Origin of the sequence: Micromonospora sp. SL4-19, assembly GCF_047921475.1 — a bacterium.
Taxonomy (GTDB): Bacteria; Actinomycetota; Actinomycetes; order Mycobacteriales; family Micromonosporaceae; genus Micromonospora.
On sequence record NZ_JBLROB010000019.1, the window covers coordinates 62,904 to 78,974 of the forward strand.

Consider the following 16,071-nt stretch of genomic DNA (forward strand, 5'->3'; position numbering starts at 1 on the left):
GCAGCCGGCCACCCAAGCCACCCTGCGCCATTACCCCGCTTCAGAATCGCACTCCTCTCGGCAAAGTCGCTCGTCGCCGGCGTCATGTCCCGGATGCCCTGTAGGCGGCGAGGATGTAGTTGGGTGGCGGTCAAGGTTGTTACGGGCGCGGTCATCGCGCACGGTGGTCCGCGGTTCGGCGTGGCGGGCCGCGACCTGCACGTCACGGAGGCTGACGCCGGCGTCGAGCATGGTGGTGACGAGGGTGTGGCGCAGCAAATGGGGGGGTGCACATCCGGATCCCCGCACTGCCCGAGAGTTGCTTGAGGCTGGCGGTGTCGGGCTCCACTTGATGCGTCACGGATCAGAGTCAGGTGATCCGTGACAGCTGCGACTGGACGACCACATGCCGTTCGCTTCCGAGTGTCCTGATCTCGGGCCTCGATCATGGCTGCGCGAACAGCGGCCGGGCCGTGGAGGCCCGGCCGTGTCCTCGACGCTTAGACGGTGGCGTCCTGGGCAGGCTGGGCGCTGGCGGCGGCCATTCCTGCGGTGGCCGGGGAGGGCCTGAAGCCTTTGACGATCAGGTAGATGCCCAACGAGAACTCCCACACCGCGATGGGGATGGCCGCGATCGCCGTCACCGGCGACAGTCGGTCCCACAGGCCGAACAGTGTGCCGGCGTCGGAAACGACGAGCAGGGGCGCCCCGACGAGTCCGAGCACAGGAAGAACCCGCGGCACGAGGCGTGACTGGTACAGCAGGGTACCCAGCAATAGGGCGTTCACGGCCGGAATGAGGCCTTGGCTGAGAAGGAAGATCGAGTCATAGAAGGCGACCAGCGCCTGGCCGGTGACCAACGCATCTGCTCCGGCTCCGGCCTGGCGCAAGGCCACGAGCGTCAGGAGGCTCCCGACGCCGACGAAGATGCCGGCGGCTTCGAGAACCCGGGCGCTGACGAAGCCCAGCGCTCGGGCTTCGCCCTGCCGCTTGACCACCGGGTACAGCACGAGGGCGGTGCCGATGCCGGCGAGGGCAACGATCACCTCAAGGACGCCACCGATGACGACTGGGGTTTCCGAGGTGGTGCCGACGACGTAGTCCGCATCGTGCACCGGACCGTACAGGGCGAGGGTCGGAATCGAGACGAAGGTGAGCACGTAGAAGACGCCCGCGACCAGCGCGGTCCTCCTCAGCGAGTCCATCCGGGCTCCTTTCGTCGCTGTCGTTCGGTCGATCATGGCCATGCCGTCACCCTCCTGCGGATCGGTGTGATGGCGAATCGGTCACCCGGGCAATCCTTGCGGTGTCGATCCCCGGCCTCCTGGCATAGCGTCTTTAGGCGTACCCCCTGCCGCGTTGCGACGGGCCGCCGCCGAGATCGACGTGGACGTTGGCGGCATGACAGCCAACGAGAGCAACCCGCTGTCGCATGCGGGCGTTGCCCCAGCGTAGAGCCGGAGCGGGAGGCGCTGGGTGTCTCCGTCGGTCATGTCGAGCGGCACTTCTCGGTGGGCGGGTGGGGCAGGGTGTCCAACTGTTCCCCGCGCGCGAGTTAGTCAAGCCAGCATGCCGCTTTGGCAAAGGCATCGATTCGCCCATCGGGAGTGGGAGGAGGTACTTGGAGTCAGGCGTCGACATCGATCGGGTGGTCGCCGACGCCAACCGTCGGCGGTAACTCGTCAAATGGGGCAGCCACCTGCCCCGTTCAGATGCTTGGCGAGGCCGCTGCCGCCCTGTCAACTGGTTGCCAAGCGGGTGGTAGGGGTTCGGCGTGCGCGACGCAGAGTGCCGGTGCCTGCCTCGACGAGCGTTCGGCGCCGAGTCCGACGTCACCGTCCGTATCGGGCGATCGGGAGCGTTTTCGGTGGCTCTCGTGTTACACGGACACGCCGCTGTCAAACATTGATACTCGTCACCCCATCGAGTCCGGTTTGTACCTTGTCGACCGGTGAATCGCTTCCCTAGCCTGAGCGCGCTCAAAGGCTCGACGGGGGAGCGGCGCAATGGGACTGCAGATTCGGCTTCTGGGTCAGGTGGAAGTCTTCGTCAACGGCCAAGACCTCACCCCCAGCGGGACCAAGCGACGGGCGGTTCTGGCAGGGCTGGCCCTCGAGGCGAATCGACCCGTCTCCCTCAGCCGGCTGGCCGGCATGGTCTGGTCCGACGCCCCGCCGGCCTCCGCCATGGCAAATCTGCGGTCCCACGTCGGCGTGCTGCGCCGCACGCTGGGCGCTCGTCTCGTCGCTCGCCACAATGCATACGAGCTGCAGCTGGCGGCGCATGAGCTGGACGTGACCGAGTTTCAGAGGCTCGCGGGGGAGGGACGTACCACGCTGGCTAGGCCTGATCCGGTCAGTGCCATCGGGAAGCTGGCCAGCGCATTGGCGCATTGGCGCGGTGCCGCCGGTGACGGCCTGCCCCGCGGAACGACATTGGACGCCCGCTGGGCCAGCCTCGATGAGCAACGGCTGCAGGTTTTCGAGGAGTTGGCCGAGGCCCGGCTAGCGGCGGGACAGCATGCGGAGCTGCTGCCCGAGCTGCGCGGTCATCTCGCCGCGCATCCGCTGCGGGAGCGGGCCTGGGGGCAGCTCATGCTCACCCTGTACCGCGGTGGAGACGTGCCGGCGGCGCTCGCCGTCTACCGGAACGCACGGGACACTCTCAGCGAGCAGCTTGGCATCGAGCCTGGCGACGAGCTGAGCGGTCTGCACCGAGCGATGCTCGACCGGGCACGAGACTTGTCGTATACGGCACCGCCCGAACCTGCGGTCACGACGCCAGCAGCGGCCGCTGACACGCGGCCATCCGTCGGCTGGGCAGTGCCACGTGAGCTCCCGCCGGACATGGTCACCTTCGTCGCCCGCGCCCGAGAGGCCACCGACGTGGTTGCCGCTCTGCGCGGTCCGGCGCCGGCTGCGGTGCTCGTTACCGGCGCGGCGGGCAGCGGCAAGACGGCGCTGGCGCTCCGTGCTGCGCACCAGGTAGCCGCTGACTTTCCCGATGGGCAGGTTTTCGTGGACCTCGGCCACCGGATCGCGGTGGCCCCGGGCGAGGTCCTGGCCCGAGTGCTGCGCGCCTTGGGGGTCGCTCCGTCCGAGGTGCCTGAGAATGGCGACGAGCTGGCTGGCCGGTTCCGCTCGATGGTCGCCGGGCGCCGGCTGCTGTTGGTCGTTGACGGCATCACGAGAGCAGCCCAGGTGCGGGCCCTGCTTCCAGCCGGTCCTGGACCCGCCCTGATCGCTGTTGGTTCGCGGCACCTAGGCAGCCTGGACGGCGTTCGGCGGGTGGCGCTGCGGCCGTTGGGCGCAGCGCGGGCGCGGGAACTACTTGCCGCCCTTGCGGGCAGACGGCGGCTGACGGCCGACGGGGCGGCCACGGCGGAGCTGGTCCGGCTGTGCGCAGGCTCGGTGCTGGCGCTACGGATCGCTGGCACCCGCTTAGCGCGCTGGCCGGCAATGCCGGTGGCCACCCTGGTCGCGCAGCTCGGCGACGACCGCCACCGGCTGGATCTGCTTACCGATGGGGACCTGTCGGTGCGGGCCAGCCTGGACGGCACAATTTCCGCTGTCCGCGCCGAGGACGAGATGGCCGGTCCGCTTCTGGAACTGCTCGGCACCCACCCCGATGCGCCAGCTCTGGTGGACCGGGCCGCCGCCCAACTCGGGGTCAGCACCCAGCGAATCCGGCGGGCCTTGGACAGCCTCGTCGACGCCCACTTGCTATACCCGTACGGTCCCGCCGGCTATCAAGTGCCGGCTCTGGTTCGCGAGTACCTCACCGAGCTCGCCATAGTGCCGTCCGCTCCAACCCATGCGTTCCGAGACCGACGGATCGACCCGGTCGCGGCCTGACCAGCGAAGCTCTACTGGCAGGGCAACCTTCCGCCGAAGCCTGGCCGCGCAGTCGGCTCGGCTTGGGCGGACAGCGTGCGGCTTACCCCACCAACCACCCATGCGGGGTGCCGAGGTTGGTGCAGAACGCCGAGCGGCGCCTACACCCTCGGCCCGAGGGCATGGCATAGCCGCGAACCTGGAAGGTTCGCTGCCTCTACCGGCCAATTGGTTATCAACGCTCGGTGGACCGCCGAGACTCGCCGTCGGGCAAGGGCTTCCGCACGCCAGCGAGGCCCACGGCGGCTGCAGCGCGGCCACTCAGCCGAGAGAAGCCCGAACGTCTCCACGAGCGGCGCCGATGCGTCGGATGCCGCAGGTCACGAGCAGTTCGCCGTGGACGCGACGGTAACCCCGGCTGCGGTTCGCACGAGCCAGGCGCAGGACCAGAGCACGGATCGAGCGGACGGTACGTGGCTGGCCCGGCCGCTTTGGTCGGGAATTGGCGGCATGGCGACGCCCGAGGAAATCGCGGTGCCGGCGCAGCACCGTGTCCGGGCGCACCAGCAGCCTGAGTCGATGGAGCACGCCCAGCGGAGGCCGGTGTAGCAGCGCGGCCAGGAACGCTCGGTCGCTGGGAGGGAGAAGCGCGGGCGGACCTTGCCCAGCTGTCGCTCCATGACCGTGATCTGGTGGCGCAGCGCCAGGATTTCCACGTTCTTGTCCCCGTCGCTCATCGGAATCAGCCGCAGTAACGCGAATGCCTCCGTCACACCGAGATAGCGCCAGCCCCGCAGGTTCGTCGCTCCCCGACTCCTTGTGTAAGTCCAGGTCAGGCGCGGAATGTATCTGGCTTATATCCCTACGTATATCGATGGCCTCTAGCCTTCGCTCGTCGTGTCTCCATGGGACCGGAGGGTGATGGTGAAGAGACGTGCGAGGGGCCTCCTGATCGGGGGCCTGGTGGTGGCTGTGGTGGCCACGATGGGTGGGTTGGAGGCGCTGTCGGGTCGTGATCCCGACCGTTCCGGCCGTGCCGATCAGGCTGCGGACACCGCCAAGGACGACGACGGCGGTCTGTTGTCGCGGGTGGGTGATGCCGCACGTGGGCTGGTCGGTAGTGGTTCGGGTGGGGCGCGGCCGGAGGTGGTCAGCGCCGGGTTGTTCCGGGATGAGAAGTTGCCGGCGGGTAAGGCGTGGCCGGCGCAGAAGCGGGTCAAGGAGTTGCCCGGCGAGCGGACCGCGAACACCAAGACCTATCAGTTGTCGGACGGGCGGACGCAGGCGGAGATCTCGTCGGTGCCGGTGCATTACCAGGATGCGAAGGGCCGGTGGCAGGCCATCGACACGACGGTCCGCCCGACCAACGAGAAGGGGTATGTGCAGGGCAACCGCACGAACACGTTCTCGAGCCTGTTCGGTGACAGTTCGAAGGACCTGGTCCGGTTCGAGGCTGAGGGCCGCAGCATCGAGCTGGGCCTGGCTGGTGCGGCGAAGAGTGTCAAGCCGACGGTGTCGGGGTCGACGGTGACCTATCCGGGCATCGCCGGTGGCGCGGACGTGGTCTATGACGTCACGTCGACCGCGCTCAAGGAGAAGATCGTTCTGCGGAAGGCGCCGGACGGGCCGGTGTCGTACACGTTCACCCTGGACACCGCCGGCCTGAGCGCGCAGCAGCGGGCGGACGGGTCGATCGCCTTCGTGCGCCCCGGTGGTGGTGAGCCGGTGTTCGTGATGCCGGCGCCGTTCATGTACGACGCGAAGGATGACAAGGCGTCGCCGCACGGGAAGGTGTGGTCGGACAAGGTCACCCAGCGGGTGCAGCAGGTGTATGGCCAGGCCACCGTCACCGTGTCCGCCGACGCCGCCTGGCTCGCTGACAAGGCGCGGGTGTATCCGGTGGTGATCGACCCGACGATCAAGGTGCAGCCGGTGCCGGTTGACGGCCAGGACGTGGCGATCTTCTCGGGTAACGCGACGAAGAACTACAACGACACGTACCAGTTGCCGGTGGGTACGACGTCGTCCCAGGTGTGGCGGTCCCTGGTCAAGTTCAACGTGGACTCGATCCCGGCGAACACGCCGATCGATGACGCTCAGTTGCAGATGTACTACTCGCAGACGCACACGGACTGGGCGTATGACGTGCCGATGCAGGCGCATCGGGTGACTTCGGCCTGGTCGGAGGGCACCGCGACGTGGAGCACCACGAACGGCCAGTTCGCCGCCGCCCCGGCCGGGAACGTCGTGACCAAGGACGACGGAGACTCAGGCACGTCGGTGGTCGGGTCGTGGCCGTACTCGACGAACGCGACGCTGACGCCGAAGGCGATCAACGCCGACTACCGCTACCACGGCAGTGCTCTTGCGACGGACACGCACACGTGGGTGCCGACGATCACCGAGTCGGGTGACTACCAGGTCGAGGTGCACTACGTGGGTGAGTCGGACCGGCCGGCGAGCGCCCCGTACACGGTGTTCTACAACGGCGGGTCGAAGAAGTACACGGTGAACCAGACGACGCCGACCGCCGCGGGTGCGTGGGTGACGTTGGGAACCCACCCGTTCGTGGCGGGCACCACCGGGAAGGTGGTGCTCAACGGGGTGCCGGGCACGTCGGCGAACGCGGACGCGGTGCGGTTCACCAAGGCCGGCGCGGTGAAGAAGTACGCCAAGTCGAGCGTGTGGAACTCGTTCCCGGTACGCACCGTGGTCCAGGACTGGGTCAACCGCACCCAGCCCAACCACGGGTTCATGGTCAAGGCCCTCGACGAGGCCACCAAGGGCCGCGGCGGTCCCATCTTCGAGGCGTCGGAGTACGCCTACAACAACGACCGCCGCGACTTCAACCTGCCGAAGCTGGTCGTCACCTACGGCCGGCCCGGTGTGGCGGTGAACCCGCCCACCACGATCACCTCCACCGGCGCGGTCCTGGACTGGCCGGCGTACGCGGGTTCCGACATAGTCGAATATCAGGTGCACCGCAGTGCACACCAGAACTTCACCCCCAGTGCGGCGACCCTGATTGCCCCGGTGTCGTCGGGTACGCGGTCGTATCAGGACACGACGGCGGTGCCGACGGCGGCGGACAACACCGATCCGATGGCGCGGAAGTTCTACTACTACATGGTCGCGGTGAAGACCTCCGATGGGCAGGTGATCGGGGGTCCGACGCAGCCGGCGATGCTGCCGAAGGCCGGTCAGATCACCCGGATCTACCGCACCGGCGTCACCGACACCACCCTGTCTGCCGGTCGGCCGACGGAGAACGTGAACGTCTACGACGGTGACCCGTACGTCAGCCCGGGCAACAACTCGCCCTACTACGGCGACACCCGTGGCCTGGTCAAGTTCCCGGCCCTGACCGGCATCCCCACCAACGCCAGCGTCGTGGGCGCTGAGCTGCGGATGTACAACACCTACCTGTATCCGGGCACGGACACCGACGAGTACGTCGACGTGTACAAGCTCAAGCGGAACTTCACGGACACGAAGGCCACCTGGAACACCTACGACGGCGTCAACGCCTGGACCACGGCCGGCGGCGACTACGACACCGCGTGGAAGGCCAGCTTCAACGGCTTCACCAACGACCCGGAGTGGGAGACCTGGGACGTCACCAACCCGGTCCAGGGCTGGCTGACCAACCCGGCCAGCAACTACGGCCTCCTGCTGCGCCAACGCGACGAGGTCAACCAGACCGCCCGCGCCATGCTGCTCTCGTCTGAGGCGCCGGAACCGCTGCTCCGCCCGACTCTGGAGGTCACGTACCTGGAGCAGACCGCCGAGTCGACGTACTACGCGGCCTCGACCCCGACGGTGGCCTCGACCAACGCCACCCTCACGGTGCCGGTCACCTTGTCGAACCCGACCCTGACCGCCTGGAACCCGACCGACTGGGAACTCGGCTACGACTGGAAGCGGGCCGACGGCACCACCGACGGCGCGGACCCCAGCTTCGAGGTTGTCACGCCACTGCCCAAGAGCGTTCCCGCTGGCGGCACCGTGGATGTCACCGCACAGGTGAAGACACCGCCGTCGTCGACGGAGGGCAACAAGCGCACCGACTACGTGCTGAAGTGGGATCTGCGGGACAAGCGGACGGGTAAGAAGCTGTCGGAGGCCGTTCCGGCGATCCAGCCGCTGCCGCAGAACGTCGCCGTCGAGGAACCCACCTCCGACCAACTCGGCCTGGAGAAGTTCTACTCCTACGCGGGGAAGAACACCGGCGCCGGCGGCACCCTCATGAACAACCTCTACTCCGGCAACACCGTCTGGTCCTACAACGCGCTCAACAACCCCTCCCGCGGGCTGTCCACCTTCGTGCGGATGTCCTACAACTCCCTGGACACCAGCGACACCGTCGCCGGTTATGGCTGGTCGCTGCAGGCCAGCTCGATGATGCGGCTCGGCACACCGTTGGACTTCCACCCGAACCCGAACCCGACCAAGGTCACGTTCACCGACGGCGACGGCACCAGCCACTGGTTCACCTGGGACGCGACCGCAAACGAGTGGCGCAGCCCCAAGGGTGTGCACCTGTACCTGCAGCAGAACAAGGTCTGCGACAACAAGAGCCAGGAACGCAAAGCCTGGCAGCTCACCAAGCCCGACCGGACGCAGTTCTTCTACGACTGCGAAGGCTTCCTCTCCAGCGTTGTCGACAAGAACGGCAACGAGATGGTGTTCACCTACGAGGAGCGGAAGTCCAACAACAAGCCGACGAAGTTCCTCAAGTACATCACCGACGCGACCGGTCGCAAGACCCTGACGATTGACTACTACGCCAAGGGTCAGGCGTTCGACTACATCGACGACACCACCTGGACCCGCAAGACCGGCACCAACCTGACCAACCCGAAGATCATCGACCATATCTCGCAAATCACCGACATCTCCGGACGCAAGCTCGCCTTCACCTACACCGACAAGGGCCTGCTCGGTGAACTGATCGACGGCGCCGGATCCACCAACGGGACGCCGAAGACGTTCAGGTTCGCCTACGACATGACGCAGGGGAACAAGAACGTCAAGCTGGTCAAGGTCACCGACCCGCGGGGCAACGCCACCGACCTGGCCTACAACTACCCCCAGACCGGCGACGACCCGAAGTTCCACTGGACCACCAAGTCCTACACCGACCGGCTCGGCTACCTCAGCAAGTTCGGCTACGTCGACCCGGACGGCCCGCAGGGCAACACCATCAACGCCACGGTCACCGACGCCGAGAACCACGCCGCCCAGTACCAGATGGACGGCTACGGCCGGCCTGTCCAGACCACCAACGCCAAGAACGAGATCACCAAGCTCGAGTGGGACGACGACCACAACGTCACCAAACTCACCGAGAACAACGGCGCGGAGTCGACCTGGGCATACGACGCCAAGACCGGCTACCCGACCGTGGTCAAGGACGCCGAGGCGGTCAGGAACGGCTGGCCGGGCACCGTGCTGGGTTACCAGCGGCAGCTCAACGGCTACGTCGCCGACCTGACCGAGAAGACCAGCCCGGAGGGCCGGAAGTGGACCTTCGGCTACGAGTCCGACGGCGACCTGTCGTGGGTGGTGGACCCGGTCGGTAACACCACGACGGATCCGGACGACCACAAGACGTCCTACACCTACGACGCGTGGGGGCAGATGCGGACGGCGACCGACGCCAGAAGCAACACCACCAGCTACGACGACTTTGACCCGAACGGCTACCCGCAGACCATCGCCGACGCGGACCAGAAGCAGACGAAGTTCGTCTACGACGTGCGGGGCCAGGTCCTCAAGGTGACCGACGCGCTGCGCCACGACACCACCCAGGCGTACGACACGTTCGGTCGCCCGCTGGAGAACAGGGTGGCCAAGAATCAGGCCGCCAACGACTGGATCACCACCCCGGCACCGAAGTACGACACCAACGACAACGTCTACGAGTCGACCGCCCCGAACGGCGCTGTCACGACGGCGTCGTTTGATAAGGCCGACCAGCTGGAGTACCTGCTGGCCCCGGTGGACGTCGCGGGCGACCCGGAGCGCAAGGCGTCTTTCACCTACGACAAGGTCGGCAACCTGCTGACCACCACCGAGCCGAAGGGCAACCTGACGCCGGGCGCCGGTGACTACACCACCACCAACGGCTACAACGCGATCTACCAGCTCACCTCGGTGATCAACGCCAAGAACCAGAAGATCACCTACGAGTACGACAACGTCGGCAACGTCGTCACCGTGGTCGACCCGCGCAAGAATGCCACCGCCGACCCTGCCGACTACACCATGAAGCTGGAGTACGACCGGGCGCACCGGGTCACCAAGTCCATCGACGCGCTCGGCAAGTTCACCACCAGCACCTACGACCGAGACGGCCTGGTCACGGCCAGCACCGACCAGCTCGGCAACACCACCGAGATCACCCGCAACCCCCTCGGCATGCCGACCCAGGTGAAGGTGCCGCACAAGAACGACGCCGGCACCATCACCTACCGCACCACGAAATACGAGTACGACCAGGTCGGCAACCAGACCAAGGTGATCAGCCCACGCGGGGTGGCCACCACCGACGACCCGGACGACTTCGCCACCGCCACCGTCTACGACAAGCTCAACCGGGTCAAGGAGACCCGCACCGCCTACGACCAGCACGACAGCCGCTACAACACCGCGGACGTCACCACCTACACCTACGACGCGGTCGGCCGCCTGGCCACCCTGTCAATGCCGCCGTCGTCGGGTGAGTCGGTGCGCAACGACACCACCTACACCTACTACGACAACGGGTGGACAAAGTCGTCGTCGGATCCCTGGGACATCGCCACCTCGTACGACTACAACGAGCTCGGCGCCCAGACCACCCGCACGGTCACCTCGGCCGGCGGATCGTCGAACCGCACCATGACCTGGTCCTACTTCCCAGACGGCAAGCTCAAGTCCCGCTCAGACGACGGCGTCCCGGTCGGCAAGCAGGTCGTCCTGGTCGACAACTCCGACTTCAACAACACCACCGCCACCGGCACCTGGACCACGGCCACCACGGACCCCGGCAAGTACGGCACCAACTACGCCACCCGCCCAGCGGGCACCGGCACGAACACCTTCACCTGGCAGCTCAACGTGCCGCAGGCCGGCACCTACGAGGTGTTCGCCCGGTACCCGCAGGTCACCGGCGCCGCCACCGACGCCAAATACACGGTCAACCACGGCGGCGGCACCACAGTCAAGACGGTCAACCAGACCACCAACACCGGCACCTGGGTCAGCCTCGGCTCTTTCACCTTCACCGAAGGCAACACCCACAAGCTGTCCCTGTCCGACCAGGCCACCGGAACCGTCGTCGCCGACGCGATCAAGATCGTCCGCGACAACACCGGCGAGGCGGACAACGAGAAGCACGACTACAGCTACCGCTACGACCCCAACGGCAACCTCACCACCATCGCCGACAACACCCCCGGCACCCGGATCGACGCCTACTCGGTCAACTACACCGACCTCAACCAGGTGCAGGCGGTCACCGAGAGCAAGTCCGGGACGACCAAGAACACCACCACGTTCACCTACAACGAGAACAGCGCACCGCTGACCACCACCCACGACAAGCAGTACGCGCGCTACGGATACGACCCCCGCGACCTGGTCTCCACGGTCATCAACGGCACGTCCGCCACCGACCCCAACAGCAAGACCACCAGCTTCACCTATACCGACCGCGGTCAGAAAGCAGAGGAAACGAAGGGCAACGGCAACAAGGTCACTTACACCTATTACCTCGACGGGCTGCTCAACACCCAGGCAGAGAAGAAGCCCAACGGGACGCTGGTGTCGGAACACACCTACACCTACGACCCCAACGGCAACCGCACCCGCGACGTCGCCAAGAAGATGAACGCCGACAACCACTCGGCGTACCTCAACACCACCAGCGACTACACCTACGACCCGCGCAACCGCCTGGCCACCCTGACCAAAACCGGGGACGGCGCGGGCACCGAGACGTACGCCCACGACGCCAACAACAACGTCATCAGCCAGACCGTCAAGGGTGCCACGACGACGTTCAACTACGACCGCAACCGGCTCCTCACCGCCAGCGCGGGAGGCGCGACGGCGTCGTACAACTACGACCCGTTCGGCCGCCTGGACACCGTCACCGCGGCCGGCACGGTCATCGAGCGCAACGTCTACGACGGATTCGACCACATCATCGAGAACCGCAAGAACAACGGCACCAGCACCTCGACGACCAGGTACACCTACGACCCGCTGGACCGAACCACCAGCAAGACCAACGACGCCGGAGGCGCCAAGGAGAAGACCACCACCTTCAACTACCTCGGCCTCTCCAGCGAGGTCCTGGACGAGGAAGTCGCAGGCAAACTCACCAAGTCCTACCAGTACTCCCCGTGGGGGCAGCGCCTCTCCCAGATCACCCACAACGGCGACGGCACCCAGGAGAGCGCCTACTACGGATACGACCAGCACACCGACGTCGAGCAACTGACCGACGACACCGGCGACAGCAAGGCCACCTACGGCTACACCGGTTACGGCAGTAACGACGATGCCCAGTTCACCGGCATCGACAAACCGGACGCCGCCGACCCGACCAAGGAGCCGTACAACGCCTACCGGTTCAACGCCAAGCGCTGGGACCAAAACTCCCAGTCCTACGACATGGGCTTCCGGGACTACAGCCCCGGCATCAACCGGTTCCTGACCCGGGACAGCTACAACGGCGCTCTCGCTGACATGAGACTCGGTCTCAACCCGTGGACCGGCAACCGGTACGCCTTCGGCGGTGGCAACCCCATCAGCGCGGTGGAACTCGATGGGCACGACTGCTGGAGTTGGGCACAAGGCATCTGTGACGCGGCGAGCGCGACAGCGAACTGGGTGAACCACAATGCCGACACCCTGCAGGATCTTGCTCTCGATGCCGCCGAGGTGGTTCTCGGCGCGGTGGCGACCGATATCGGCATCGGCATGATGGCGACGGGTGCCGCGGCCTGTGGGGTGACTGTGCCGCTCGTCGTGACGGGAGTGGGAGCCGTCGTCACCGCCGCAGGTTGCGGAGGTGGTGCCGTGCTCGCCGGGGCGGGCATTCTGGTAGCTGGTCTGGGCATATACGCGATGGCCGACGGAATGTCCAAGGCGGCCAATGACGCGGGGAAGCTCGAGAATCCGCCGAAGGCCGGTGATGGGGCCGGGAGCGGGACCGGCGGCGGGCCGCCGAAGGTCACCAAGACCAACGGAGTCGACCCGGGCGATAGAAACCTGCGTAGGGAATGGGAGTCCAACGGTACGACTTATCAGATCAACACGGGGCACGGATTCAACCGTGCGCATCGCACTGGTACGGACCTGCGGAGCACAAACCTCACCCCGGACCAGGTCGAGCAGGCGATCATCGCTGATATCGAGAAGTTCAAGTCGGGCGGCGGTGCGCTTCCCCAAGTTGGGCGAGATGTCGGCACGGCGGAACGCACGATCGATGTGAATGGGCAATCGATCACCTACAACGCAGTCCAGGTCGGTGCTGATAGGGTCGGCGTCAGCACGTACTGGCTCAACTGACGGGGATGTAGAGGCCGAATGGAAACATTGCTTGACCTGGCCAGGACGCTAGCGTCGGATCAGTTCGGCGAGCGGGGTCTGGCCGAGGTCAGAAACATTGAGCAAGAGTTCGTCGAGGTGGTCACATTCGCACCGGCGGATGAGATCGTGGCCGTGCTCCATACCGTGATCGACGAGAATTGGATTGGCCTACCGGTGTGGGCGCGCAATCTCGCGTACCGAATTGCCTGTCTACAGAGGCCGGACGACGCGGCTCTGCTGAGAGAGGCGGCGACGGACCTGCGAAATTTCGGTCCCGACTGGAATGACATCGCCGCAGCCATGAAGGAAAGAGCGGAGTCGCTGGAGAAGAATCAGGATTGAGAATGGCGACGATGCCCACCGGATGGACATCCGGTGGGCATCGTTCCGTGATGGGTGTCCCTATTTGCTGTCGTGTGGCAGGGGCACCACGGTGGCCCACGGCCGCGCGGACGGACGGTGCCTGTACCGTTCGGAAACTCGGCCGCAGGCGCTGACGAGCGACTTTGTCCGCTGTGCGATCGATGAATGGCGGCAGGTCAGACAGTGGGAAAGGGCATCGACCACGCCAGCCACGGCAGCAGGGCAGCATGGTCCGCCGTTACACCATCTGGCGGAACAAGAACGCCGCCGATGAACGCCTGCGTGAGGTAGTCAACAGGGCGAACGTTGCCTGATGCTGCACCAGTGAGGCTCTGCCTCGGACCGCCGAGGTGGGTGGTTGGGCTGGTCGGGCCGGTGCCGGTGGGCGCATCCTGGCATTCGTAGGCGTGGATGCGGAGGTTGGTCATGGCCTCACGTCTGACGAGAACGAATGCGGTCACGGTCAACGATGTGCTCGACGGGCAGAAGCTGTTGGAGATCGACTGCCTGGACCGGGTCTACCTCACCATGTCCGTGCCGAACCTGGTCGTCGGTGGCCAGGTGGTCAGCTTCCTCAACCAGCACGAGGGCATGCCGGTGCCGTCTCCTGCGCTGTTGGAACGCCGCGGGCAGGCCTTCCGCCGGGCGGTGATGTCGTTCGCCGAGGCCAACGGCATCCCGGTCATCAGCTTCACCGGTAAGAAGGAGAAGACCCGCCCGGGTGTGCTGGCGGACAGCCCGTGGCCGGAACGCAAGATTGACCAGGTGATGCCGTTGATGCGCAAAGCCGCGGCTACCGGCCATTCTCAGGTCGTCGCGATCGGCGTGGCGCAGGAGTACCAGCGCGTGTTCACCGGGACCAAGTCCGCCACCGAGACCGGAGCCGTGTGGTTCACCTACAACCGGACCGACCGGCGGGTCACCTGCTACTACTTCTACCTGTGGGACACCGACTTCGGGCCGGCGTTCATCAAGGTCTGCGCCTACTTCCCCTACCCGGGAAAGATCTGGTTCAACGGGCACGAGTGGGCCAAACGCCAAGCCACCAAGGCCGGCATCAGCTTCCGTGAGCTGTCCAACGGCTTCGCCGCCAGCAACGACCCCACCGGCCTGCAAGCCATCTGTGACCGGCTCGGGCCCGGCACCATCACCGTGTTCGCCGAACGCTGGTGGGCCCGCCTACCACTACCATTCGCCCCCGCCGATCGGGCCGCCGGCTACTGGTGGGACATCTCCATGCGCCAGATCGAGGTCGCCAAGACCATCGTGTTCACCGCGCCCCGCCACGCCCGCACGTTCTTCGAAGCCCTCGCCGCGGACAACCTTGACATCGGCCGCCCCGACAACATGGAGATCATCTTCAACCGGCAGATCCGCTCCACCACCAAAGGCGTGTTCCGCACCGCCATCGACCGCGACAACGACGCCGTCGTGGTCAACGCCTTCTACCGCCACTCCCGGATCAAGTACTACCTCAAAGACCAACGAGCACTACGCATCGAAACCGTCATCAACGACACCTACGACATCGGCGTGCTGCGCCGCCTGGAACACCTCGACGAGGTCATCGCCAAAGCCCGTGACGCCAACCGCCGGCTGCTGGACACTATCCGTGCCGGTCAGAGCTGCGTCCTTGCGAGCCCAGTCATCGAACGGGTCGCACAGCCCACCCTCACCGAGGATGGCAGGAGGGCCCCAGCGCTACGCTTCGCCGACCCTCGGGTCATGGCCCTGACCGGCGCCCTATGCCTGAGCCTGTTCGCCGTCACCGGCGTCACCAACAAGAGCCTTCGCGCCTTGACCGCCCGGCTGCTCGGCACCGACTACACCACCAGCCAAATGACCTACGACCTACGACGCCTGCGGTTCAACGGCCTGATCCGACGCATCGAACACACCCACACCTACGTCCTGACCCCCGACGGCCAACGCCTCGCGATCTTCTACACCAAACTCAACGACCGCCTCCTCCGCCCACTCCTCGCCGCCGACCAACCCCAAGCACCACCCGCCCTACGCCACGCCCTCACCACCATCGACCACCACGTCGACGACTACATCACCCGAGCACGACTCAAAACCGCAGCCTGAAAACCTGACCCACGTGTTCAGATTCTCGAACCCAAGGATCTAGAACGTACGCCACTGGGTCTTCTGCGACGCCGTGATGCCCGGCGGCGGACGCTGCCTGCTGCACGTCGACCACGACGGCCCAGGCGCCCGCCGGCTGCGGCGCTGAGGAACGCGCGCGGGAGTGCGCGCGTGGTGCCGGTGTGACCACCGCCTGGCTGAGCATCGAAAAGATCGATGCTCA

General features: G+C 66.2%; 6 protein-coding genes. 4 read left to right on the forward strand and 2 right to left on the reverse strand.

Going from position 1 to position 16,071, the window contains the following annotated elements; all coding sequences use genetic code 11:
• Positions 1-479: 479 nt before the first annotated feature.
• Positions 480-1,226 (reverse strand): DUF4386 domain-containing protein, encoded by a 747-nt coding sequence (locus tag ACNAVT_RS21400; protein WP_416298843.1) that lies wholly within the window; start codon positions 1,224-1,226, stop codon positions 480-482.
• A gap of 759 nt (positions 1,227-1,985) precedes the next feature.
• Between ACNAVT_RS21400 and ACNAVT_RS21405 the strand changes: the two genes are divergently transcribed.
• The 3 genes from ACNAVT_RS21405 to ACNAVT_RS21415 all read left to right on the forward strand — a co-directional run bounded on the left by ACNAVT_RS21405 (position 1,986) and on the right by ACNAVT_RS21415 (position 13,736).
• Positions 1,986-3,833, forward strand: a complete 1,848-nt coding sequence (locus ACNAVT_RS21405; RefSeq protein ID WP_416298845.1) for a BTAD domain-containing putative transcriptional regulator — start codon at positions 1,986-1,988, stop codon at positions 3,831-3,833.
• A 900-nt stretch (positions 3,834-4,733) separates the two neighbouring features.
• Positions 4,734-13,373 carry a DNRLRE domain-containing protein gene (locus ACNAVT_RS21410; protein ID WP_416298847.1) on the forward strand — a complete coding sequence of 2,880 codons (8,640 nt, stop codon included), beginning with the start codon at positions 4,734-4,736 and terminating at the stop codon, positions 13,371-13,373.
• Between the two features lie 18 nt (positions 13,374-13,391).
• On the forward strand, positions 13,392-13,736 hold the full coding sequence (locus tag ACNAVT_RS21415; RefSeq protein WP_416298848.1) for a hypothetical protein: 345 nt from the start codon (positions 13,392-13,394) through the stop codon (positions 13,734-13,736).
• A 197-nt stretch (positions 13,737-13,933) separates the two neighbouring features.
• Here the strand turns inward: ACNAVT_RS21415 and ACNAVT_RS21420 are convergent, their stop codons facing one another.
• Positions 13,934-14,185: a hypothetical protein gene (locus ACNAVT_RS21420; RefSeq protein ID WP_416298849.1), complete on the reverse strand. Its 252-nt coding sequence runs from the start codon at positions 14,183-14,185 to the stop codon at positions 13,934-13,936.
• Between ACNAVT_RS21420 and ACNAVT_RS21425 the strand changes: the two genes are divergently transcribed.
• Complete coding sequence (locus tag ACNAVT_RS21425) at positions 14,184-15,848, forward strand: hypothetical protein (protein ID WP_416298850.1); 1,665 nt, start codon at positions 14,184-14,186, stop codon at positions 15,846-15,848. The two genes, ACNAVT_RS21420 and ACNAVT_RS21425, sit on opposite strands and share 2 nt — an antisense overlap.
• Positions 15,849-16,071: the final 223 nt, after the last annotated feature.